Genomic DNA, 25,193 nt, shown 5'->3' with positions numbered 1-25,193 from the left:
CGTTTGTAATTCGTTCTTCGTTAAGTATTCGCGTGAAAAATCACATAATATCCTACCTGAATCCCTAAAGACAAGGCAGAATGGTATCATTCAAATAACAGAAAAACGAATGGCAGGCGGAGCACGGAGTGCTGTCACTCCATGATAAGGAGCATGAAAATGTGTATGCTGCGGACGTTTGAGCAACAGGCACAATAAAAAAGGAATGAAAAGGGTAAGAGCAAAAACAACAGCCGCACCGTCCGTTGTCAGATGAGACAGGAAGTGAATGTGCAACAGTTCGACTGTTGAATGCTTATGTGCCGCCCCTTTCTTAAACGGGTGTGAATGGACGATTGTCACGCCATTGACCACATGCACGTGGGCAAAGAATGTAAGACTTACCAAATACGACACAAAGAGTATCGGCAAGAAGTAGCGTGTAATATTCAATAACAATCGTTTCACCTCATTTTTGCTTTGGGACGGCAAAGATACAAATATTTCTTTTAACAATCAATGTCCAGACAGAATACTGTTAATATACGGCTGAAGCTATCACTTGTATAAACAGAATCAGGAATACCATAGCAATCGGATAAACGGTTGCGTAGGCCACACTGGGGATATTACTGTCTACCATCGAATCGGCAGCGGCCAAGCCGGGCGTACTTGTCATACCACCGGTAATGGTTCCCAGCAAATCGAGCAGACTGATTTTAAATACTAAACGTCCTACAATGGCAGCAACAAGCATCGGCACCAAAGTGATGGCAGCCCCTACTCCGAACATCAACAATCCGCTTTCCTGGAAAGTGGCTACGAGGTTCTTTCCGGCGGAAGTTCCCACTTCGGCAAGGAATAGAAGTAGTCCCAACTGGCGCAGCAACTGATTGGCAGGCCCCGACATAGACCAAATGATAGGTCCTGTCTTACCGACAGCACTCAATACAAGGGCTACCATCAGCACTCCTCCGGTCAGTCCCGGTGAGAATGACAGGCTCTCAGAGAAAGAGATATTTATTTTGCCGAACAATACTCCCAGTACAATACCCATTGCAATCGGGAAGAAGTCCGTGTCGGATAGCTTCTTCGCGTTATTTCCCAACAGGCGTGCTATGCCTTTCAGTCCTTCCTTCTCTCCTACTACCATTAGCTTATCACCAAACTTCAATGCCAAATCGGGAGATGGAGACAGGTCGATACCGCTTCGACGAACACGAGTCACTGTACAACCGAAGTTTTTCTGTAAATTCAAGTCTCCCAGTTGCTTGTTTATCATGTCCTTTTTAGTCAGCAACAGGGATTCTATTTCCTGTGTTTTGTCCAAAGGGAGTTCACCTTCTTCCCGTTCACCTACCAGCACTGCGAGTTGGTTTAGTGATTCTTCGCTGCCTACTGCCTGTATATAGTCTCCTTCATGCAGTACGGTTGAAGCGGTAGGAATGGATATTTCTTCCTTATGTTTCAGTCGTGAAATGACAGCTCCCGTCATGCCACGTGCATTAATCTGCATCAAGCTGCGGTCGAATACATTCGCATTGGTGATACGGTAGATACAGGTAGTCAACTCCGGGAATTGGCTGCGGCGTTCTATCTCCAGGCGACGTGCTTCTTTGTCCAAATCCACCCGCATGATTTTAGGCAGCAGTTTGACAAACAAAATCACCCCAATCACGCCAAACGGATATGCGATACCGTAAGCAATGGATGCCAAAGGTGAATGTGTACTGTCGATAGCGACTGCCAAACCCGGCGTACTGGTTAATGCCCCGGCAATCAGACCTACCACACTGGGTGTGTCGATGTCGAACGCGTACTTCAGTCCTACTGCCGTGAGACAGGCGGAACTGATAATGAGAATGGTAATGATAATCAACGTCTTTCCCTTGCTACGGAAAGAATCGAAGAATCCGGGCCCGGCTTGAATACCGATGGTAAAAATAAAAAGTACCAAACCGAAATTTCCCAGTTCTTTGGGAATGATGACACCATAGTGTCCGAAAAGAAGCGCGATAAAGATTACCGCAGACACATCAAGAGATAACCCCTTAATCTTAATTCTTCCCAGCATAAATCCCAACGCGACAATCAGGAAAACGGAGAAATAAGAGGAGTGTAATAAGTCAGTAAACATAAAAAATAAAGGTTAGTTTGTTTTAAGGGCGCAAAGGTACTGATTTTATTTCAATCCGCACAACAATCTTTATTACAAGTAACCTCTTTATTTTCAAATTCCAGGGTGACATGTTGGATGCCTGATTCTTCGAGAACTTCTTTTATGTGATGCTTTATTTCTTCCATTTGTGTAATGTTATCAATGATTATATGGGCGGTCAATGCGGTTTCTGTCGTGCTTAATGCCCATATGTGTAAATGATGGCAGTTTACTACACCGGGTTGCTCCACTATCAACTGCTGAATCTTCTGGGTATCAATGCCCATCGGAACGCCATCCAATGACAGGCGGAGACTATCGTGAAGCAGTCCCCAAGTGGAAATAATGATAATAACAGCTATCACCAGTCCGATAATCGGGTCGATAATGCTCCACCCCGTATGCATGATGATAATCCCGGAGACAACTACGCCGACTGATACCAATGCATCGGCTGCCATATGCAAGTAGGCTCCTTTCACATTCAAGTCCTTGTCTTTGTCTTTCATGAAGAGCCAGGCGGTGAGTGCGTTGATAATCACTCCTACCCCGGCTGTCCAGGCTATGGCAGAGCCATCGACCGAAACCGGGTGGAACAGTTTGTCTATGCTCTCGGCAATGATGATGCCGACGGCAACTAATAGTATGACTGCATTTAATAAAGAGACAAGTACGGTACTTTTCTTATAGCCGTAAGTGTAGCGGCTATTGGCGTGAACTCTTTCGAGACGGAAAGCCAGCATGGCAAGTACAAGACTTGCTACATCGCCCAGGTTATGTCCGGCATCGGATAGCAATCCGAGGGAATTATAATAAAAGCCGACTCCAAATTCTACGATGACGAAGGCAATATTCAGAGTAATGCCAATGATAAAGGCTTTATTGAGCGACGTTAACCGATGATTATGTTCGTGATGATGATGAGATTCCATATTATGTATTTTTTATATCATATATAGAAAAACATTCAGCAAGAAATTTAGTTCAAACTTTTTCATAATACCTACATATGATTAAGAGCATAGGCGTTTTTCATTTTTTTTAGGTATTTTCTCTCTTTACAGTTCCCAGTAACTTTGCAGCTGAAAAATTAATTAATCATTATCTATCAAAATTAAGTATGAAAATCTTAAACTTTTGGATGGTTGCCCTTATGGCACTATCACTTTCAACAACATTTGTTTCTTGCAGTGATAACGACGACGACGATACAAACCTTGCAAAAGAAATTGCAGGTATCTACAATGGATATTCAATCGGCGAATGCAACATGTTCTCTGACTATTTAATGGGTGATAAATCAAGTGCGACTATTACTGCCAACGAAGATGGAACTATCAACCTGGCATATAAGTCGGGGGCAGGAGATTTCACTCTGAATAATTTAAAACTTTCTGCTAAATCGTTCAGTGGTTCAGGTGAAGTAGCGATGTCTATGAGCGGTAGTAGCACAGGCAATAGTTATGATTACACATTGGAAGGTAGCGTTAATGACTCTAAAGTGTTAACTCTGAAGGCTAAAGTGAGTATTCCTGCACCTATGGGAGAGATGACAATTGTATTTACTCAAGGAGAAGTACCGTTCATTTATAATATAGCGGCTACCTATCAATATAACAGTTCATTGGAGATATTTGTTATGAATACATCCTACGGTTTAACCACTGATTGCAAAGCTGTTATCACACGTGCATCGGACACAACAGTAGACGTTACCCTGAATGGTTTTGGCAACTTAGAAGGTGGTGGCAGTAGTATGAGCCTTGGTAATTTCACAATCAGTGGAGTAAAAGTAACAGCCGAAACAGACGGAACATATTCACTTAGCCTGGAAGAAGGATATGAATCTACCGACAGTACAGGAAAAGCTATCACAGGGGTAAGTTTCAGCGGTACAATCGCAGCAGATGGTACGGCTACTATTACTACTGATTTCAAACCGGGTAGCATGCCAATGGCAATAACTGCAAACTTTACCGGAAACAAAACAGCAAGTGTAGAATAAATAATCGGACTGGAAAAATGAGAAGAAGCAGGAACGCTATTTTCAAATATACAATAATACTGGGAGCGACTATGTCGCTCTCTGCTTGTAATGGAATATTTGAAAATATCTATGATGACCCCATAGAAACCGAAATGGAAATCAAAGAGAATAAATTCTCACAGGTCAAGACTGTTGAATATACAGAATGGGCATACATCGACCTGTCTGCCCGTAAAGTTACTACTGTACAAATCGGAGAAGAATATGAAAGCCAAATTCCCGAAGAGTGGGATTTTGCTATTCACCGCTATGATATAAAGACTAATGGTGGCGCTGCTTTTCAGACTACCTATACGAGCATTGATGATTTTATCGCAGCAGGAAAGCTGCCCGAAGCTGAAAAATTTGTCGAAGACGAATGGACAACAAACAAAATAGCCATTGATATGTCCGGCATGATGGAAGGAAATATCGTTTATACAGACTCTTATTATAATGCCGCTTTATCCAGTTGGCTGAACGTGGATACTTCTACTATGCCACCTATCTATACAATGTCCAGCCAAGCCTACCTGTTACGCTTGAAAGACAATACGTATGCGGCTATCCGTTTTACCAACTACACCAATGCTAAAGGCATAAAAGGATACATCGACTTCGATTTCTCATATCCAATTGAGTTCGATTAAAATAACTAAGAAAACAATAACCAGGAATGAAACATATATTTATCGTATCAATCTTATTTTTTTCTTTTATAGCAACCTGTTCCACATTTGCCCAACAATCAACCTATCACGTCAGCGGACGCGTGACTGATGTAAACGGCGAACCACTCCCCGGCTCTACCATCGCTATCAAAGGAGCAGGAATCGGGGCGGTCACCGCACCTGACGGAACATATACATTGCAATTACCCGGAATTGGTACATATATCATCACCGCCTCTTATGTCGGTTATCAAACAGAAGAAAAAACAATCACAACTGAGAAGGGAAAGAAAATAAATTTCCGTTTATCTGAGAATCAAGTTGACCTCGGAACAGTTGTTGTCACCGGTACCCGTACTCCTAAGCTGCTGAAGGACGCTCCTATCATCACACGGGTGATTACATCGGACGATATTAAAAAAGTAAACGCCAACAATGTCGCCGACCTGCTGAAAACAGAGCTTCCCGGCATCGAGTTCACTTTCTCCATGGACCAACAGACTGCCATCAATATGCAAGGCTTTGGCGGTAATTCCGTATTGTTCCTGGTAGACGGCGAACGCCTGGCAGGAGAAACTCTGAACAATGTGGATTACGAGCGTCTGAATCTCGACAATGTGGAGCGCATCGAAATAGTAAAAGGCGCGGCATCCACTCTTTACGGTTCGAGTGCTATCGGTGGTGTTATCAATATCATCACGCGTGAATCGGATGACCCCTGGAATCTGAATCTCAATTCACGCTTTTCTGAGCATAACGACCAACGATATGGCGGTAGCGTAGGATTTAAAGCTGGTAAATTCAGCAGTCTGACGAATATACAATATAATAATGTAGATACTTACAATGTGGACAATACGGGGGATTTCTCCACTGTATTCGGAAGCCGGGTATGGAACTTCAAGGAGCGGTTGATTTACCATCCGTTGGAAAGTCTCAAACTGACTGCAAGAGCCGGATATTATTTCCGCGAACGGAACAAGCCGGGAGATACCCAAGACAGATACCGGGATTTCAGCGGTGGATTGAAAGCCAACTATACCTTTAATACATTGAGTAATCTTGAAGTCGGCTATACTTTCGACCAGTATGACAAGAGCGACTACCAGATGCTTTATAAAAACGACGTGCGCGATTATAGCAATGTTCAGCATAATGCACACGCACTCTATAATTATACTTTCAATGACAAGCATACACTGACTGTCGGTGCCGATTACCTGCGTGATTATCTGATGTCCTACCAGTTCACGGACGATGCTGACTATACCATGCATACAGTGGATGCTTTCGGACAGTTCGACTGGAATCCGACAGATAGGCTGAATGTGATAGCCGGACTGCGATTCGACTATTTCTCTGACTCCAATGTCCGCCATCTATCCCCACACTTGGGAATGATGTATAAAATAGGTAACTGTTCATTAAGAGGTTCGTACTCTCAGGGATTCCGTTCACCGACATTAAAAGAAATGTATATGGTGTTCAACATGGCTAACATGATGATGATTTATGGTAATCCTGACCTTAAATCGGAAACAAGCCACAACTTTTCCCTGTCTGCCGAGTACACCAAGAACCGCTATAACTTCTCTGTTACGGGATACTATAATTTGGTACACAACCGTATCAACACTGTTTACAGCGACAATCCCAAAGGGCAGATATATACCAATACCGACAAAGTGGACATCGCGGGAGTAGATGCCAATCTTTCTGCCAAATATCCCTGCGGGCTGGGTTTCCGCATGTCATATACGTATATCCATGAATTTATGCGCAACGGTCAAAAGAAGTTTACGGATACACGCCCACACACGGCAACCGTAAGAATAGACTGGGGCAAAAACCTGGATAACCTGGATTTCAATTATTCGCTCAACGGACGTGTGTTGTCTAAGGTAAAGACGAACGTATATAACGACAGCTTCAACAACCCTTCTGCGGGAAGTCATGCTGCCACATATCCGGGATATATGATATGGGACCTTACTTTCTCGCTGGGAGTATTCAAAGGAGTTAACATGAACCTGGCGATAAACAACCTGTTCGATTACGTACCGGATTTCTATTATTTCAACTCCCCCACTACAATGGGAACCAATCTTACTCTCGGTCTCTCACTGGACATAGACCGTTTCTTCAAAAAATAGACAACAATAAAACTACATACAAAGCTAAAAATAAGAGAAATGAAAAAGAAAAGCAAAATCATCTTAGGTGTATGCATCGTTGCTGCGGCTCTGATAGGAATATCCGTATGGAATGCCTGGTTCAGCGCTACAAAGGTTGCCTTTGTCAACTTCCAGACCATACAACAGGGAAGCATCTCGAAAGCCAACGATAATTCATCCATCAAACTGAGTGAAGTATCTCTTGACAACCTCGACCGCCTGGCAAGTTACGATATGGTATTTGTCAACGGCATGGGCTTGCGCGTTGTCGAAGAACAGCGTCAGCAAATACAGCAGGCGGCTGACAAAGGCGTACCTGTATATACTTCCATGGCAACGAATCCCGCCAACAACATTTGCAACCTTGACAGCGTGCAGCAGAATCTGATACGCGGCTACCTGACGAACGGCGGGAAAACCAACTACCGGAATATGTTGAACTATATCCGTAAAGCGATTGACGGTAAAATGTCTTCCGTTCCGGAAGTGGAAGACCCGGCGGAAAGACCGAGCGATATGCTGTATCATGCGGGACTCACGAACCCGGATGATGAGCTGGAATTTCTCTCTGTCGCAGACTATGAGAAATTCATGAAGGAAAACAACCTGTATAAAGAGGGTGCAAAAAAAATTATGATTACCGGACAGATGGCGGATGCCACCGGATTAATTGAAGCTCTCGAAAAAGAAGGTTACAATGTTTATCCTGTCCAGTCAATGACGAGATTTATGTCTTTCATTGACGAAATAGAGCCAAATGCTATCATCAACATGGCTCATGGACGTATGGGCGACAAAATGGTGGATTACCTGAAAGCAAAGAATATCCTGCTATTTGCACCGCTCACCATCAACAGCCTTGTAGATGAATGGGAAAAAGACCCGATGGGAATGGCAGGCGGATTCATGTCGCAAAGTATCGTAACCCCGGAAATCGACGGTGCGGTTCGTCCTTTCGCGTTATTTGCACAGTACGAAGATAAAGAAGGACTGCGCCATTCTTACGCTGTCCCCGAACGCTTGAAGACTTTCGTTTCTACGATAAACAATTACCTGAATCTGAATGTCAAGCCAAATAATGAGAAAAAGGTTGCTATCTACTATTACAAAGGCCCCGGGCAGAACGCACTGACCGCCGCCGGAATGGAAGTGGTTCCTTCTCTTTACAATCTTTTGGTTCGTATGAAACAGGATGGATACAACGTCTCCAATCTGCCTGCCAATGCTGAAGAATTAGGTAAGATGATACAGGCACAAGGGGCTGTTTTCAACACTTATGCCGAAGGAGCTTTCAATGAATTCATGCAGGACGGACACCCCGAGCTGATAACCAAAGAGCAATACGAAAGTTGGGTGAAAGAATCGCTCCGTCCGGAGAAATATAAGGAAGTAGTGGATGCTTTCGGTGAGTTCCCCGGAAATTACATGGTGACTCCCGATGGCAAACTGGGCATCGCCCGCCTGCAATTCGGAAATGTTGTCCTGCTGCCGCAAAATGCTGCCGGAAGCGGTGATAACTCTTTTCAGGTGGTGCACGGCACGGATATGGCTCCACCGCATACTTATGTCGCTTCTTACCTATGGATGCAGCATGGCTTCAAGGCTGATGCGCTGATTCATTTCGGTACGCACGGTAGTCTTGAATTTACCCCGAGAAAACAGGTGGCATTGTGCAGCAATGACTGGCCCGACCGCCTGGTAGGTGCAGTGCCCCACTTCTATATCTATTCTATCGGTAATGTAGGAGAAAGCATGATGGCTAAACGCCGCTCTTATGCAACGATACAGTCTTATCTCACCCCTCCTTTCCTCGAAAGCAGTGTACGCGGTATCTACCGGGAGCTGATGGAAAAGATTAAAATCTATAATAACTCGCAGAAAGAAAATAAAGACCAGGAATCATTGGCTGTCAAGACATTGACTGTAAAAATGGGTATTCATCGTGATTTGGGACTGGACAGCATTGCCAACCAACCTTATACAGAAGATGAAATCGCCCGCGTAGAGAACTTCGCAGAGGAACTGGCTACGGAGAAAATTACCGGACAGCTCTATACAATGGGAGTCCCATACGAACCGGAACGAATTACGTCTTCCGTCTATGCAATGGCAACAGAACCGATTGCTTACAGTCTTTTGGCTCTCGACAAGCAGCGTGGAAAAGCTACGGATGCTGTCAGCAAACACCGTAGTCTCTTTACACAACAATACCTGACTCCTGCCCGTCTGCTGGTAGAAAGATTGATGGCCAATCCTGCATTAGCTACGGACGAACTTATTTGCCGTACTGCCGGAATTACACCACAAGAACTGTCCAAAGCACGTCAGATAGAAGCCGACCGCAATGCCCCGAAAGGCATGATGGCTATGATGATGGCTGCGGCAGCCAAAAAAGAAAATGCAAAGGAAGGAAAAACCGGTGGCCATCCGGGCATGGCAGGAAAAGAGAAATCTCCGCACGGCAAAATGCCTGAAGGTATGAGAGAAACCATGAAGAAGATGGGGGCTAATATGGACCCGGAAAAAGCTATGGAAATGGCTAAATCAATGGGAGCAAGTCCTGAAGCTCTGAAAAAGATGGAAGCCGGAATGAAGGCTCACAAAGAGAAAGCTGCCGATTCTTTGGATAAACCGGAAGCTGCAACAGATAAAGAAGCCGCAAAGGGTAAAGAAGTTGCAACAGATAAAAAGGAAAAGCCACAAGGTATGGCAGCCATGATGGCGGCTATGGGACAAGCTCCGAAAGAATATAGCAAGGAAGAAGTGGAATTTGCACTTGCAATAGCTGAAGTGGAACGTACCATCAAGAATGTGGGTAACTATAAGAATGCACTTCTCACAAGTCCCGAAAAGGAACTTAGCAGTTTGATTAACGCACTGGACGGCGGCTACACCGCTCCTACTCCGGGCGGTGACCCGATTGCCAATCCGAATACATTACCTACGGGACGTAATATGTATGCCATCAATGCCGAAGCAACCCCTACGGAGTCTGCCTGGGAAAAAGGTATCGCTCTTGCCAAACAAACGATTGATACTTACAAGCAACGTCACAACGATTCCATACCACGCAAAGTGAGCTACACTTTATGGTCATCCGAATTTATAGAGACAGGCGGTGCTACTATTGCACAGGTTCTTTATATGTTGGGTGTAGAGCCTGTACGTGATGCCTTCGGTCGTGTCAGTGATTTGAAGCTGATTCCTTCCGTAGAGTTGGGACGTCCACGCATTGATGTAGTAGTACAGACTTCCGGACAACTCCGTGACCTTGCCGCTTCCCGCCTGTTCTTAATAAACCGGGCAGTAGAAATGGCTGCCGCCGCGAAAGATGACAAGTTTGAAAATCAGGTTGCTACCAGTGTGGTCGAAGCCGAACGTGTACTAACGGAAAAAGGATTGAGTCCGAAAGATGCCCGTGAAATATCTACATTCCGCGTATTCGGTGGAGCCAACGGTTCGTATGGTTCGGGTATTCAGGAAATGGTGGAAGCCGGTGACCGCTGGGAAAATGAATCGGAAATCGCCGCCACTTATCTCAATAATATGGGAGCTTACTATGGCAGCGAGAAGAATTGGGAAGCCTTTCAGAAATTTGCTTTCGAAGCTGCGTTAACCCGTACAGATGTCGTAGTCCAGCCCCGCCAAAGCAATACATGGGGAGCTTTAAGCCTTGACCATGTTTATGAATTTATGGGTGGAATGAACCTTGCGGTGCGGAATGTAACCGGCAAAGACCCGGATGCTTATCTTAGCGATTACCGCAACCGCAACAATATGAAGATGCAGGAGCTTAAAGAAGCTGTCGGAGTGGAAAGCCGTACAACGATTCTGAATCCTGCGTATATCAAAGAGAAGATGAAAGGTGGAGCTTCCTCAGCCAGTGAATTTGCGGATGTTATCACCAATACATACGGATGGAACGTGATGAAACCTGCCGCTATCGACAAGGAACTATGGGATAACATCTATAATGTATATGTAAAGGACGAGCTCAACCTGGGAGTAAAGAAATACTTTGAGCAACAGAACCCTGCCGCCCTGGAAGAAATGACAGCCGTTATGCTGGAAAGTGTCCGCAAAGGATTGTGGAAAGCAAGCGAGGAACAAGTAGCAGAATTGAGCAAATTGCACACGGAGATAGTAAATACCTATCGTCCGTCCTGTTCGGGATTTGTCTGCGACAATGCAAAGCTCCGCGATTTCATCGCTTCAAAATCCAATGCACAAACTGCCGCTCAGTATAAAGAGAACATCTCCAAAATCCGCGAAGCTAAAACAAGCGGAGAGGATAAAGGAATGGTTATGAAAAAAGAAGAGATAAATCAGACAGCGGAACAGCAGACAAATACATTGAGCAATGTAGCCGTCGGCATCGCCGTTATCATCGTTATACTTGCTTTGATACTCTTTGTACGCAAACGACGCAAAAGCGGTCAGGTATAAATCAAAAACCGGTAATTTAGAATTTGTAATCAGTAATTTGTAATTAACAATAATGGATACAGTTGTCCTTGTACTTATGCTTCTTACAGCATTTAATTTTCTGTTGAAGCAAACGTTTTGGAAAGCAATAGCGGTGGGCATTATCGCCGCTATCTGCGCTGTGTTTGCCGGATTGATGTGGCCGTATGCCATCGAGCAGTCGAAATCACAGATAGCCAACTGGCTCAGTAACCAGCCTTTGATGCTGGATACATCTGTGATTCTAAGTATTGAAGTCTGCATACAAATGGCTTATGCCATGCTGGCTGTCCACGTAGCCAATGACTATCCGGTCAAGCCGCGCATGATAGTGATGTACCGTTTCCTCCGCTGGTTTCCGGGATTATTGATTTTCCCGGTTTTATTCAGTGGATTGGTTTACCTCATCTTCGCATTTCCCGGTATTTCTTTCCAAACGATAGCCTGGAGCTATGCAGCTTTCATACTGGTAGTGATACCGTGCGGAAGATACCTGCTACTCTACCTCCTGCCTGAAAAAGAACTGCGACTGGAACTTTTCTTCCTGACCAATGCACTGGTAGCCATACTGGGTATTGTAGCCACTGTAAACGGAAAGACTTCGGCAGCAGGTGTCAGCGAGATAGACTGGAAAGCGCTATTGGGCGTGATAGCTATCGCATTGGCCGGAGGAGTCTTAGGGCTTATCTGGTGGAACATCCGCAGCAAACGAAAAGAAAAAAGCATGAAATAAAAAAAGAAATAACTTACTAAATAATCAACAACAATGAACTACATATCAGATATTTTATATTGGATTTCTACAGGATTACTCGTTCCTGTCATCGTGTTATTAATCATCCTTTTCTGCCGTGCCATATTACTTGCCGGCAGTTTCTACGGTCAATACTTATCTATCCGCAAAACAGAAGCTCTGCTTCGCAATGAACTGGGAAAATTAACTTCAGACACCGTCGTGGATTTAAGCTCCAAACTACCGGAGAAATCAAGGTCACTCGTTATTATGTATATGCGCCAGATATTGGATGCCCGCGACACCCCGGCACAGGTACAGCGTTTGCTCGCCAACTTTGAAATCGCGGCCGACAAAGACCTTGCCATCTCTAAAACGCTGACGAAACTCGGCCCTATCCTGGGACTCATGGGAACACTAATTCCAATGGGACCTGCCCTCGCAGGGCTGGCGAGTGGTGATATCGCTTCCATGGCTTATAATATGCAGATAGCTTTTGCAACGACCGTAGTCGGTTTGGTAGCCGGTGCCGTAGGTTTCCTCACACAACAGGTAAAACAACGCTGGTATTTGCAGGATATGACCAACCTGGAATTTATCTCCGAGTTACTCAACGAAAAGAGAAACAATACTAAAACCGTAGAGAAATGAAACACAACTTATTACGAAAAGAAGAGGACGCCGACCCAATCAGCGTAGTTTCCAACCTGTTCGACGTTGCTATGGTTTTCGCGGTTGCCTTGATGGTGGCTCTTGTCACCCGGTACAACATGACGGAAGTGTTTTCGCAGGAAGACTTCACGATGGTGAAGAATCCCGGTAAGGAGAACATGGAAATCATCACTAAGGAAGGAGAAAAGATAAACCGTTATACTCCATCCGAAGACCAGGATAAGAAAGAAGGAAAACGAGGTAAGAAAGTAGGTATCGCCTACGAGTTAGATAATGGAGAAATCATCTACGTACCCGAAAAATAAAAAACAAGCCACCGAAATGAGTCGCTCATTCCGATGGCCTATCCCCTTTAAACACCTTTAAACAAAATGAAAATATGCCTCATTTACTAACTAAACTAACTAACCCATTGAGGCATATTTTAAAGAGACTGTCGCATCAGCCCCTTTTTCTATATAGAATGGCTTCCGCCCTCTAATCTTATTTACGAGCTTCAGCAATATAGCCGAGAGCTTCTTCACATTTTGCAGTTACATAAGCCCAGTCTTCTGCTACCACTTTATCTTTCGGGAACAGTTTAGAGCCCATACCTACGCAGAATACGCCGGCTTTGATCCATGCAGTCAAGTTTTCCTTAGTAGGTTCTACTCCACCGGTTACCATCAACTTAGACCATGGCATCGGAGCCATCAAGCCTTTTACGAAGTTAGTTCCGTAAACGTCACCCGGGAATACTTTGCAAAGGTCGCAACCTACTTCCTGAGCAAAACCAACTTCCGATACAGAACCACAACCCGGAGTATAAGCTACCGAACGACGGTTACATACCTTAGCAATTTCAGGATTGAACAACGGGCCTACTACGAAGTTAGCACCAATTTGCAGATACATAGCAGCAGTAGCCGGGTCAACGATAGAACCGATACCGATTGCCATTTCAGGACATTCTTTTGCTGCGAATTTCACGATTTCAGCAAATACTTCCTGTGCAAAGTCACCACGGTTTGTGAATTCGAAAGCACGAACACCACCATCATAACAAGCCTTTACTACTTTCTTTGCAACTTCTGCGTCTTTGTGATAGAATACAGGAACCATACCTGTAGAGCCGATTTTATTCAATACGGCTATTTTATCGAATTTTGCCATTTTAATTTTCTTATTTTAAATGAATTGATTTTTCAAACTCTCAACTCTCAGTTCCCGACTTATCTCTGTACGCGACCGCTTGCGTCACCACCAGCCAATGCTTCAACTTCCTCTACAGAAACAAGGTTGAAGTCACCATTGATAGTATGTTTCAAAGCAGATGCAGCAACAGCAAATTCAAGAGCTTCACCTTGATTAGGCTTAGTCATCAAACCGTGGATGATACCACCAGAGAATGAGTCACCACCACCTACACGGTCTACAATCGGCTCGATATCATAACGTTTTGAAGTATAGAATTCTTCTCCGTTGTAAATCATAGCTTTCCAACCATTGTGAGAAGCAGAGAAAGATTCGCGCAATGTAGAAACTACATATTTGAATCCGAATTCTTTCATCATCTGCTGGAAGATACCTTTGTAACCTTCAGCATCTGTGTGGCCTGCCTCAACGTCAGCATCCGGTTTGAATCCCAGGCAAAGTTCTGCGTCTTCTTCGTTACCGATACATACGTCTACAAACTGCATCAGCGGTTTCATGATAGACTGTGCTTTTTCTTTAGTCCACAGTTTCTTACGGAAGTTCAAGTCAACAGAAACAGTTACACCATGACGTTTTGCAGCTTCGCAAGCCAGGCGGGTCAGTTCGGCAGCCTTGTCAGAGATAGCCGGAGTGATACCTGACCAATGGAACCAGTCAGCACCTTCCATGATAGCATCAAAATCGAAGTCAGCAGCGTCAGCTTCAGCAATTGCAGAATGAGCGCGGTCATAAATAACCTTGCTAGGACGCATAGAAGCACCTGTCTCCAGGTAGTAGATACCTACGCGGTCGCCACCACGAGCAATAAAGTCTGTCTTCACGCCATATTTACGCAATGCGTTCACAGCAGACTGTCCGATTTCGTGTTTCGGCAATTTAGTTACGAAATAAGCTTCATGTCCGTAGTTGGCACAGCTCACTGCAACGTTCGCTTCTCCACCACCATATACTACATCAAAAGAGTCAGATTGAACAAAACGAGTATTACCCGGAGTTGATAATCTAAGCATGATTTCGCCTAACGTAACGACTTTCTTTCCCATAATTTTATGTTTTAATTTCTAAGTTATTAATATTATGAACTTTCAATTTATCATTTTAGCCCTATTTTTAGGGTTAACACACTGATAACATGATTATTAAACCATCAAAAGGTTAACATCGCATACCTTTCGTGTGCGGGCACAAAGATACAACAATTTTCGTAATTACAAAAATTGTTATATATTTGTATCGAAAATATTAAGATTATTATTGTGTGCGAGCACATATACCTATATAAATAAGGTTATCGTATGAATAAATTGCCCGAAAGGATTAGAATCAAAGACATCGCCCGCCTGGCGGACGTATCAGTGGGAACGGTAGACCGCGTCATTCACGGACGCAGCGGAGTATCGGAAGCAAGCAAAAAACGCGTAGAAGAAATCTTGAAGCAACTCGACTATCAGCCCAACATGTACGCCAGTGCCCTGGCATCCAACAAGAAATATACGTTTATCTGTCTTTTGCCGGAACACCTGGAAGGCGAATACTGGACAGCCGTTGAGTTGGGTATCCATGAAGCTATCGCCACCTATTCGGATTTCAACACTTCGGTGAAGATCAACTATTACGACCCATACGACTATCATTCGTTTGTCGATGCCAGTGAAGCGATTCTGAAGCTTCAGCCGGACGGAGTCATGGTAGCTCCTACCGCTCCCCAATATACAAAGGGATTCACGGACCAGTTGCAGGCACTGGATATACCTTATATATATATAGACTCAAATATCAAGGACGTTCCTCCCCTCGCCTTCTTCGGTCAGAACTCGCGCCAAAGCGGATATTTTGCCGCACGGATGATGATGTTATTGGCACGGGACGAGAAGGAAATCGTCATTTTCCGTAAAATACATGAAGGAATTGTAGGTTCTAACCAGCAAGAGAACAGAGAAATCGGTTTCAGGCAGTACATGGAAGAACATCATCCGTCTTGTAATATACTGGAGCTCGACTTGCATGCCGAACGCAACGACGAAGACAACGAGATGCTGGATGAATTCTTCCGTGCCCACCCGACGGTGAAAAACGGAATCACCTTCAACTCCAAAGTCTACATCGTCGGCGAATACCTGCAAAGCCGCGGAAAGAAAGATTTTAATCTGATAGGTTATGACCTCCTGGAACGAAACGTCACCTGCCTGAAAGAAGGGAACATCTCTTTCCTCATTGCCCAGCAACCGGAACTACAAGGCGCCAACGGTATAAAAGCTCTTTGCGACCACCTCATCTTCAAAAAAGAGGTAATTTGCATCAACTATATGCCCATCGACTTGTTAACAGTAGAAACAATTGACTATTACCATAGCAAATAACAACGAAATACAACTTTACAAGTACATTACATGGAAACAAAGTATTTAAGAATTAATCCTGCCGACAACGTTGCCGTTGCCATTGTTAACCTCCCGGCAGGAGAGCATCTTTCTGTAGATGGCATTGAGATTACATTGAACGAAGACATTCCCGCCGGACACAAATTCGCATTGAAGAATTTTGCAGAGGGTGAAAATGTAATCAAGTATGGTTACCCCATCGGTCATGCCTTGATGGCTAAGCAACAGGGTGACTGGATGAACGAAACGAATATCAAGACCAATCTCGCCGGATTGCTGGACTATACCTACAACCCGGTTCAGGTTTCTTTGAATATCGCCCACAAAAACCTCACCTTCAAAGGGTATCGCCGTAAAAACGGTGACGTAGGTATTAGAAACGAAATATGGATTATCCCGACTGTAGGTTGCGTGAACGGCATCATCGGACAATTAGCCGAAGGACTGCGTCGCGAAACGGAAGGCAAAGGCGTGGATGCCATTGTCGCTTTCCCGCACAACTACGGTTGCTCGCAACTCGGTGACGACCACGAAAACACCAAGAAGATTCTTCGTGACATGGTGCTTCATCCGAATGCGGGTGCTGTACTGGTAGTCGGTTTAGGATGCGAAAACAACCAGCCGGATGTATTCCGTGAATTTCTGGGCGAGTATGATGAAGACCGCGTGAAGTTTATGGTTACACAGAAGGTAGGCGATGAATATGAGGAAGGTATGGAAATCCTGCGCGATTTATATGCGAAAGCGTCCAAAGACGAACGTACTGACGTTCCTTTGTCCGAACTTCGTGTAGGTTTGAAATGCGGTGGTTCCGATGGCTTCTCCGGTATTACGGCGAATCCGTTGCTGGGTATGTTCTCCGATTTCCTGATTGCACAAGGTGGTACAAGCGTATTGACGGAAGTTCCCGAAATGTTTGGTGCGGAAACGATTCTGATGAACCGTTGCGAAAACAAAGATTTGTTCGAGCAGACAGTACATCTGATTAATGACTTCAAGGAATACTTCCTGTCTCACGGAGAGCCTGTCGGTGAAAACCCGTCTCCGGGAAACAAAGCCGGCGGTATCTCTACACTGGAAGAAAAAGCACTGGGATGTACACAGAAATGCGGAAAGAGTTATGTATCCGGCGTAATGCCTTACGGCGAACGTTTGCAGAAGAAAGGGCTTAACCTGCTCTCTGCTCCGGGCAATGACCTGGTTGCAGCCACTACTCTTGCAGCAAGCGGATGCCACATGGTACTTTTCACAACCGGACGCGGAACACCATTCGGCACTTTCGTTCCGACAATGAAGATTTCCACCAATTCGACTTTGGCTAAAAACAAACCGGGATGGATTGACTTCAATGCAGGGGTTATCGTTGAGAACGAACCCATGGAAAAGACTTGCGAACGCTTCATTGAGTATGTTGTCAAAGTGGCAAGCGGCGAGTTCGTAAATAACGAAAAGAAAGGTTATCGCGAAATTGCAATCTTTAAGACAGGCGTGACTTTGTAATATTGTTAGAACTATATAATGAAAGTTGCTATCCCTCACTCAACGATAAGTTGAACGGGATAGCAACTTTTTTTGTATTAAACCATATCGTCACCTGTTTTCTTAAATGTGACACGAAGCGTTTTATGAAACGGAATAAAACGGGAGACAATGGCTATGATGATTGATATGACCAGCAGGTAGCCCAATATTTCTTTCAGTGCGAGTAATAAACTTTGCTGCTGCAAGGTAGTATATAAAGAATTAGTTGCCAGTTGCGCAGCCTCATCATATCCGCGCCCCTGCGTTAGTGCATTACTCAAAGACTGGCTATACCGGGATGCTGCCAACGGGTCGGTAGCCGTTACAGTCTCCGAAAGTGAATACATATATTTCTGTTCCAGCCGATACAGCACATTACTATAAAAAGAAGTAGCCATAATAGGTGTCAGTACGGAACGGAAAATAATCAGAAAGAAAGCATTCGATAACAAGTATTTCGGATTCAAATCCTCAACGGCAAACAAGGCAAAAGCTATAATCAAAGTCAACATTCCCAAGCCACGGAAGAATATAGGCAAGTACAGCATTTCATAAGTGCTGGTCGGCGATATGCCGAAATACAGGATACCGAAGAATATCACAAAACAACTCATCCCGCCCGCTATCAGAAAACGGAAACGCCAACGCTGCCAGCGAAACCACCAAAAGCAGATAAACGCACCGACTATATATCCCGGAAGCAAATAAATATAAAGGGAATAGGTATGCGTAGTATCCACTTTCAGAATAACAGTCAGATAGTTAGTCAGCAGCGTGGTCGAGGTACTGAAAAACATGACAAGCATCATATAGAGATAGCCGACAATCGCTTTTGCCTGAAATAATGGCGCAAGGCTCACATAAGGGTTCTCCGAATGGCTCTGATGCCAAATGAACAAGGCAATCAGCATAGGGGCGATAATGATATATATGCATATCTTGTCAGAAGCCATCCAGTCGAGCACTTTTCCGTAATTGATAACGTACATCAACATCAGTAACCCGGCCGAAATAACAAACATCTCACGAATATGCAGGCCAGCCCATGCAACAGCTTTGATAGGACGATTATGACGGAAGCAGATGATAACGAACAGAATGGCTATCAGAATCAGCACCATCATAAAGTAATACATATATTTCCAATTATAATGATATGCCAGCAAAGCGGTTACCAACATCGAAGCCTGTCCCCCACCGTAAACCAACGGATAAAAATAAGAATAGAACTCACTACGCACATTCTTCCGGCTGAAAATCTTTTGGGCATAACGAATGAACCACAACATAAGAAATCCCTTCAGGAAACCGACGGCAAAGCTACAGACAATCAGAATATCCGCATTCTGCGTACGCGCACAAATCCAACTCAGGAAGAATTGCAGCAACAAGTCAATCAGCAACAACGATTTCACGGAAAAGGCAGCCAAGACTTTCGGAATGATAGGATAAGCAATAGCCATACCTGCCGAAGCGGCATAATATCCCATCGTTATATCTTCCGAATTAGTCCCCAATGTGTTCGAAACTTCCAGCATACTACCCGTATAAGAACCATTGAGCATGGTGACCGGAAGAATCACGATGAAGATACTGACAAGTCCAAGCCAATCGGGCACCCATTGACGGACAGGTGCTTCCAATTCTTTCATCGTTATCATTTGCGCAATGCTTCTGTTTCCACCATCATGCCGGCTCTCAACTGTGCCATTTCTTCCGAAGAAACATCTTCCAGTTCGATTCGTACCGGTATGCGCTGTTGTACCTTTACAAAATTCCCGGCGGAGTTATCCGTGGAAACTAATGAATATTTAGAACCTGTCGCCTCAGAAATAGCAGTGACCTCGCCGTGAAAAATCTTTCCGGGCACTGCATCCACCTTGATACGTACCTGCTGGCCGATATAGATATTGGCAATCTGTGTCTCCTTATAATTGGCGGTAATCCATTTATCCTTGTTACGTACCAGATAAGAGATAGTTTGTCCGGTTTGCACATACTGACCGGGTTCCAGTGTACGCCTGCCCATATATCCGTCATAGGGAGCAGTCAGAACCGTATAGGACAAATTCAGTGTAGCCAGGTCAAGATCCGCTTCTTTCCGTAAAATAGCGGCTTCCGCACCCGTCGTTTTCTTGCTTGTTTCCGCATATTGCGACAATGCCGCCTGTTTCTGCGCAACCAATGCCTGATAACGTGCCTTTGCCGCTTCATAAGCTGCTTTAGTCTGCTCAAACTGTTGTTCCGGGACGGATTCTTCTTTCAATAAGCGTTCAAAGCGATGATAGTCCTGTTCCAGTTGCCAGAGTTTTGCTTTAGCTTCGGCAATATTGGCGTCCTGCACGGCAATGTTCGTATGAGAAGTTTCAATCCCCGAATGAAGTACATCCTGCGAACCATGTGCATCCAACAAGGCAGCTTCCGCTTCCTTTACCTTTATTTGATATTCACGATTATCGAGCACCAGTAACGTATCTCCCTGATGAACATATTGATGTTCTTTGAAACGCACTTCTTTGATATAGCCCGAAGCCCGTACATTCAAGGGCGCCACATACTGGTCTACAAAAGCATCGTTCGTCACCTCATAGTTGACATAACGCCAAAAGTAAGTAGCAGTCCACCAAAGGCCGGAACCCGCCAAACAGATACATACCAAATTTAAAATAATGTTACGGACTCTAAGTTTCTTCAGCTTCTGCTGTTTTTCTTTCCATTCATTTGCCATATCCGTTCTGTATATTAAAGACGACCACAAGCCTTCTGAAGTTGATAATAAGTATAAATCACACGGGTACGTGCAGTAACCAACTGCAACTCGACATTCAGACGGACGGAATTTGCGTCAAGCAAATCAGTCAGGATAGCCAGTTGATTGAGATAACGGTTCTGCATGATACGATAATTTTCTTCTGCCTGCCGGACAGACAGTTTTAAAGCCTCTACCCTCTGCAATGCTTCCCGATGCCGCAAGAAAGCGGAACGTACATCCATGCGTATCCCCTGCATCTTCTGCTCTTCCTCATTCTTCCGTAACGACACCATCATTCTGCTTTCTTTTATTTTATGATTGTTCTTATACAATGACGATAAAGGATAAGAAACCGACACACCTACATTCCAGTTATTGTTGTACATATCCGCCAATGTGCGCGAAACGGGACGTGCCAGTGTATTCGACGCATATAGCGATACGCTGGGGAGTGAGAGAGAATGGATAGAGCGGATTTCATTCCTTGCCAGTTCCGTTTGTGCACGAAGCAACTTCATAGCCGGCTCATTCGCATACGCCTGAACGATATAATCATCATAAGATTGCAAGGCAACTGCCTGATAAAGCAAGCTGGTATCCGGTTTCAATAACAAGTTCTCATCCTGTCCCAACAGAATATCGAGTTGTTGCGATACAAGCGTGATACTGTTTTCCGTTTCCTGCAAAGACAAGCGGTCGTTCGTCAACTGCATTTCACTTCGCAATACATCATTATTGGTAATCAGTCCTTCCTTTTTCATCCGGCGAATATCACGCAACCGGAGTTCCGACTCTTCTATATTCCGCATCAAGATATCATGCTGCTTAAAGAGACTGAACAGATTCATATACTGATTCAGTAATTTCAGTTTAATCTCCGCCTGATCGGTCAAAGTCTGCAATTCAGCAACTTGCTTCTCTATATCCGCCTTATGGATAGCACTTCGGATTTTGCCACCCTGATAGATAGGTTGCGCCAAATCAATCGCATAGTTTTGCGACCAGTCCGGCGCATCCGGATAGAGCGGGTCGGACAATCCCCGTTCCCAAACGACGGGCTGCCCGACGAATCCGCCTTTCAGTCCGATTTGCAGTTCCGGCAGTTGTGCGGTTCTCGCAGTCTTTGCCCGTTCCTGTGCCATAGATTCTTTCATTGCGTCTGCCTGGAGTTGCAGGCTATGCTGCACCCCCCGTTCGAAAAGCTGGTCGACAGTAAGAAATAAAGAGTCTGTTTGCGCGTTTATCCATTGGGGGAAAGAAAACAAACCGAATAAAATTGCCGGATATAGTTTAGACTTTTTCAAGAACATCGTAGACACTATTTAATTCAGACAACATTGTTTCAATACTTTCAATACCGATAACACGTTCTGCATATACATAAACCTGATCCAAAACCGGACGAATCTGCTCTTTGAACTCCTCACCCGCCAGAGTCAGAAACACCAGTTTATTACGCCGGTCGGTCGGATCTTCCTTCCGGCAGACATACCCTTTCTTTTCCAGGTTGTTCATCAGATTAGTCAAGCATGCTTTGTCCTTCGCTATACGTTCCGCCAATATCTGTTGGCTGATGCCCTGTTCGTGCCATAAACTACTCAATACCTGAAGCATTTCGAATGTAATACCTGCGTTATTCTTCTTTAGTGTCCTTTGCATAGACCGGCGAAAAGCCATACGTGTGCGGACAATCTGTAACATGAGTTCTCTGAACTCCGCTCCTTCTCTCATTCCAAAAATCGTTTTTATCTTTTTCGGGCACAAAGGTACGTATTCCCATCGAATTAGTCAAACATTTGACTAATTTCATCTATCCAACTTCTTTTTTGAATCTATTTATTGAAATAATCAGATAAAATCTTGTTCATCTTAAATCTTTTATTTTACTTTGCACTACAAAGTACTTTTAATATAAATAAAGATAAAGCATTAGAATCGGTTTTTGAGATAAAAGAGTTGATGGAAAAGTCCTCAAAGTTTATCTCCGTTAGTGGTCTGGCCGCCATCATGGCAGGCATTTACGCATTGGCTGGCGCGTACATCGCGACACAAGTTATCACACCGGACACGTATTTAATCGTCGCGTTGGAATTAATGGCTATCATAGCCCTGTCGGTACTGGCAGCCGCTGCCGTCACTGCCGGAATCCTGTCTTATTGTAAATCAAAAAAGACAGGACAGAAGTTTTTTAGCCGGCTCACCTATCGGGCATTATGGAATTTTTCCCTTCCGATGCTGACCGGTGGTATTGTATGTATTTCCATCCTGATGCACGAGTATTACGATATCCTAGCATCCATCATGCTTTTATTTTACGGACTGGCATTGGTCAATGTTTCCAAGTTTACCTATTCCAGCGTGGCATGGTTGGGCTATGCTTTCATCTGCCTGGGTGCTATCGACTGCTTTTGGGCAGGTCATTCACTGCTATTTTGGACGATAGGCTTCGGCGGTTTCCATATCCTCTATGGCATATTGTTCTATTTACATTACGAAAGAAAGAAATCATAAATGATAGAATCATTCCAATATATTAATAAAGCATTCGAAAGCAAGGTGCGACTGGGTATCATGGCTGTTCTGATGGTGAATGAGGAAGCTGATTTCAATTTTCTGAAAGAACAGCTCTCACTGACCGACGGCAACCTTGCCAGTCACACCCGTGCCCTGGAAGAACTGGGATATATCGTATGCAACAAAAGTTTTGTCGGACGAAAGCCACGGACTGCTTTTCAAGCAACAAAGTCGGGCAGAGACGCTTTCAAATCTCATATTGAAGCCCTGGAGAAATTTTTAAAATCAAAATAAATAATTCATCAAAACACTACTGGCTTATGGACGATTTCAATGAAAACTTAAACGAGCAACAGGCACAGCAACCTATGGGATGCCTTCACCGTTTCTCCAAAACAATCAAGGTGGTCATTATCGGAATATTGATTATTCTCCTGATGATACCGATGTTCATGATTGAAAATCTTATTTCCGAACGGGGACGAACACAGGAAGAAGCTATCGACGAGGTAAGCGAAAAATGGAGTCTTGCACAGACCATCACCGGCCCTTATCTGAACTTACAGTTTCCGGTTGTCACAGAAAACAACGGAGAGAAAAAGGTTTCTATTAAAGACCTGATACTTTTCCCCGATGAGCTTTTGGTTAACGGCCAACTGAAAACCGAGATTCTGAAAAGAAGTATCTACGAAGTCAATGTCTATCAATCGGAACTAACAATGAAAGGTTCATTCAGCTCGGAAGAATTGAAAAAGAGCAGAATAGATATGAGTCAGTTGCAGTTTGACAGGGCAGCCATCTGCCTGAATCTGACTGATATGCGAGGTATCAGCGAACAAATCAGCATTACCCTGGGAGATTCTGTCTATGTATTCGAACCGGGAATGGATAACAGGGGAATAGGTAGCACCGGAGTACATGCCATCGCGGACTTATCGGAACTGAAGCAGAATAAAAAGCTGCCTTATGAAATAAAAATCAAATTGAAAGGTTCGCAGTCCATCAACTTCATCCCCCTGGGCAAAACGACCCGTGTAGATTTGAAAGCTAACTGGAATACCCCCAGCTTCACAGGAAGCTACCTGCCCAATAACCGTGACATTACCGAAAAGGACTTTTCGGCTCAATGGCAAGTGTTGAACCTGAACCGGAATTATTCACAGGTAATGGTGGATTACAACAATTCCAACCTCAAGGATATCGAAAACTCCAGTTTCGGTGTCAACTTCAAAATTCCGGTAGAACAGTATCAGCAATCCACGCGTTCTGCAAAGTATGCTATCCTGATTATCTTGCTGACATTCGGAGTGATCTTCTTTACCGAAATTATGAATAAAACCCGGATTCATGCTTTACAATATTTATTGGTTGGATTGGCACTCTGCTTGTTCTATAGCCTACTACTCTCCTTCTCCGAGCATATCGGCTTCAATCCAGCCTATTTATTATCTGCTGCACTAACAATTGTACTGGTCGGTGGATATATGTTCGGAATTACCAAAAGAAAGAAACCTGCACTGATTATGTCAGGTCTGTTGGGAGTACTCTATCTCTATATATTCGTCCTGATTCAGTTGGAAACCTACGCACTACTGGCAGGAAGCTTAGGATTATTTATCATTTTAGCAATGGTAATGTATTTCTCAAAGAAGATAGATTGGTTCAACGAATAACCGGTATTTTCGATGAAACACTTGACAAATGACTTTTTATGTTGTATCTTTGAGAAAAGAAAAACAAAAAACAGCATGAATAAAATAAGAAAAATAGATACATAATTAGTCTTTATTCTAGTACAGATAAGTACCAGTTCCAATATAGCGTGGGGCAATAGTCGAATGATTATTGCCCCATTTTGTATATATTTCAGCTCGAAGAATCTTGTTTCAACCCGAAAAAGCAAAAAAATAGTTCTTAATAAACTCTGATACCGTTTTTAATAAACTATCAAAAA

General features: G+C 44.0%; 21 protein-coding genes. 12 read left to right on the top strand and 9 right to left on the bottom strand.

Going from position 1 to position 25,193, the window contains the following annotated elements; all coding sequences use genetic code 11:
* Positions 1–90 precede the first annotated feature (90 nt).
* The 3 genes from HC965_RS06930 to HC965_RS06920 are packed head-to-tail and all read right to left on the bottom strand — an operon-like array spanning position 91 to position 3,069.
* On the bottom strand, positions 91–471 hold the full coding sequence (locus tag HC965_RS06930; protein WP_191030811.1) for a hypothetical protein: 381 nt from the start codon (positions 469–471) through the stop codon (positions 91–93).
* 46 nt (positions 472–517) lie between these two features.
* Positions 518–2,116: an aspartate:alanine exchanger family transporter gene (locus HC965_RS06925; protein ID WP_191030810.1), complete on the bottom strand. Its 1,599-nt coding sequence runs from the start codon at positions 2,114–2,116 to the stop codon at positions 518–520.
* 50 nt (positions 2,117–2,166) lie between these two features.
* Positions 2,167–3,069, bottom strand: coding sequence for a cation diffusion facilitator family transporter (locus HC965_RS06920; protein WP_191030809.1), 903 nt, complete (start codon positions 3,067–3,069; stop codon positions 2,167–2,169).
* Between the two features lie 188 nt (positions 3,070–3,257).
* Here HC965_RS06920 and HC965_RS06915 point away from each other — a divergent pair, with 188 nt between their 5' ends.
* The 7 genes from HC965_RS06915 to HC965_RS06885 are packed head-to-tail and all read left to right on the top strand — an operon-like array spanning position 3,258 to position 13,182.
* Positions 3,258–4,142, top strand: a complete 885-nt coding sequence (locus HC965_RS06915) for a calycin-like domain-containing protein (protein WP_223854761.1) — start codon at positions 3,258–3,260, stop codon at positions 4,140–4,142.
* Between the two features lie 17 nt (positions 4,143–4,159).
* Positions 4,160–4,813, top strand: coding sequence for an HmuY family protein (locus tag HC965_RS06910; protein WP_191030808.1), 654 nt, complete (start codon positions 4,160–4,162; stop codon positions 4,811–4,813).
* Between the two features lie 26 nt (positions 4,814–4,839).
* Complete coding sequence (locus HC965_RS06905; protein WP_191030807.1) at positions 4,840–6,987, top strand: TonB-dependent receptor; 2,148 nt, start codon at positions 4,840–4,842, stop codon at positions 6,985–6,987.
* Positions 6,988–7,026: 39 nt separating this feature from the next.
* Positions 7,027–11,454, top strand: coding sequence for a cobaltochelatase subunit CobN (locus tag HC965_RS06900; protein WP_191030806.1), 4,428 nt, complete (start codon positions 7,027–7,029; stop codon positions 11,452–11,454).
* A 52-nt stretch (positions 11,455–11,506) separates the two neighbouring features.
* Positions 11,507–12,205, top strand: coding sequence for a hypothetical protein (locus HC965_RS06895; RefSeq protein WP_191030805.1), 699 nt, complete (start codon positions 11,507–11,509; stop codon positions 12,203–12,205).
* A gap of 33 nt (positions 12,206–12,238) precedes the next feature.
* Entirely contained in the window at positions 12,239–12,856 is a 618-nt protein-coding gene (locus tag HC965_RS06890) for a MotA/TolQ/ExbB proton channel family protein (protein ID WP_191030804.1), read from the top strand.
* Positions 12,853–13,182, top strand: coding sequence for a DUF2149 domain-containing protein (locus HC965_RS06885; protein WP_191030803.1), 330 nt, complete (start codon positions 12,853–12,855; stop codon positions 13,180–13,182). Before HC965_RS06890 ends, HC965_RS06885 begins: the two co-directional genes overlap by 4 nt.
* Before the next feature lie 178 nt (positions 13,183–13,360).
* Here the strand turns inward: HC965_RS06885 and HC965_RS06880 are convergent, their stop codons facing one another.
* Together HC965_RS06880 and HC965_RS06875 are read right to left on the bottom strand one after the other, a co-directional pair.
* Complete coding sequence (locus HC965_RS06880) at positions 13,361–14,029, bottom strand: bifunctional 4-hydroxy-2-oxoglutarate aldolase/2-dehydro-3-deoxy-phosphogluconate aldolase (protein ID WP_191030802.1); 669 nt, start codon at positions 14,027–14,029, stop codon at positions 13,361–13,363.
* Positions 14,030–14,088: 59 nt separating this feature from the next.
* The gene (locus tag HC965_RS06875; protein ID WP_191030801.1) at positions 14,089–15,114 is read right to left on the bottom strand and encodes a sugar kinase; all 1,026 of its coding nucleotides are present in this window, start codon (positions 15,112–15,114) and stop codon (positions 14,089–14,091) included.
* Positions 15,115–15,366: 252 nt separating this feature from the next.
* Here HC965_RS06875 and HC965_RS06870 point away from each other — a divergent pair, with 252 nt between their 5' ends.
* A complete protein-coding gene (locus HC965_RS06870) occupies positions 15,367–16,431 on the top strand; it encodes a LacI family DNA-binding transcriptional regulator (protein WP_191030800.1) in 1,065 nt (354 codons plus the stop codon).
* A gap of 30 nt (positions 16,432–16,461) precedes the next feature.
* Positions 16,462–17,952, top strand: coding sequence for a UxaA family hydrolase (locus tag HC965_RS06865; protein WP_191030799.1), 1,491 nt, complete (start codon positions 16,462–16,464; stop codon positions 17,950–17,952).
* A gap of 77 nt (positions 17,953–18,029) precedes the next feature.
* On the opposite strand, the gene HC965_RS06860 is transcribed toward HC965_RS06865, so the two are convergent.
* Genes HC965_RS06860 through HC965_RS06845 form a run of 4 tightly spaced genes read right to left on the bottom strand, consistent with a single transcriptional unit; the run spans position 18,030 to position 22,456 of the window.
* Positions 18,030–19,634, bottom strand: coding sequence for an MFS transporter (locus HC965_RS06860; RefSeq protein ID WP_191030798.1), 1,605 nt, complete (start codon positions 19,632–19,634; stop codon positions 18,030–18,032).
* A complete protein-coding gene (locus HC965_RS06855) occupies positions 19,631–20,701 on the bottom strand; it encodes an HlyD family secretion protein (protein ID WP_191030797.1) in 1,071 nt (356 codons plus the stop codon). The genes HC965_RS06860 and HC965_RS06855 overlap by 4 nt, the downstream gene beginning before the upstream one ends.
* Before the next feature lie 14 nt (positions 20,702–20,715).
* Positions 20,716–22,035 carry a TolC family protein gene (locus HC965_RS06850; RefSeq protein WP_191030796.1) on the bottom strand — a complete coding sequence of 440 codons (1,320 nt, stop codon included), beginning with the start codon at positions 22,033–22,035 and terminating at the stop codon, positions 20,716–20,718.
* Positions 22,016–22,456, bottom strand: coding sequence for a MarR family winged helix-turn-helix transcriptional regulator (locus HC965_RS06845; protein ID WP_191030795.1), 441 nt, complete (start codon positions 22,454–22,456; stop codon positions 22,016–22,018). The genes HC965_RS06850 and HC965_RS06845 overlap by 20 nt, the downstream gene beginning before the upstream one ends.
* Positions 22,457–22,636: 180 nt before the next feature.
* On the opposite strand from HC965_RS06845, the gene HC965_RS06840 reads away from it, so the two are divergent.
* The 3 genes from HC965_RS06840 to creD are packed head-to-tail and all read left to right on the top strand — an operon-like array spanning position 22,637 to position 24,912.
* Entirely contained in the window at positions 22,637–23,236 is a 600-nt protein-coding gene (locus HC965_RS06840; protein ID WP_191031390.1) for a hypothetical protein, read from the top strand.
* Complete coding sequence (locus HC965_RS06835) at positions 23,237–23,533, top strand: transcriptional regulator (protein WP_191030794.1); 297 nt, start codon at positions 23,237–23,239, stop codon at positions 23,531–23,533. It begins immediately after the preceding gene.
* Between the two features lie 26 nt (positions 23,534–23,559).
* Positions 23,560–24,912 (top strand): cell envelope integrity protein CreD, encoded by a 1,353-nt coding sequence (gene creD, locus HC965_RS06830; protein WP_191030793.1) that lies wholly within the window; start codon positions 23,560–23,562, stop codon positions 24,910–24,912.
* The last annotated feature ends 281 nt before the right edge of the window (positions 24,913–25,193 follow it).

Source organism: Bacteroides sp. GM023 (genome assembly GCF_014750685.1).
Taxonomy (GTDB): domain Bacteria; phylum Bacteroidota; class Bacteroidia; order Bacteroidales; family Bacteroidaceae; genus Bacteroides.
Note: the sequence above shows the minus strand (reverse complement) of the source record. Positions and strands in the feature narration are given on the sequence as shown.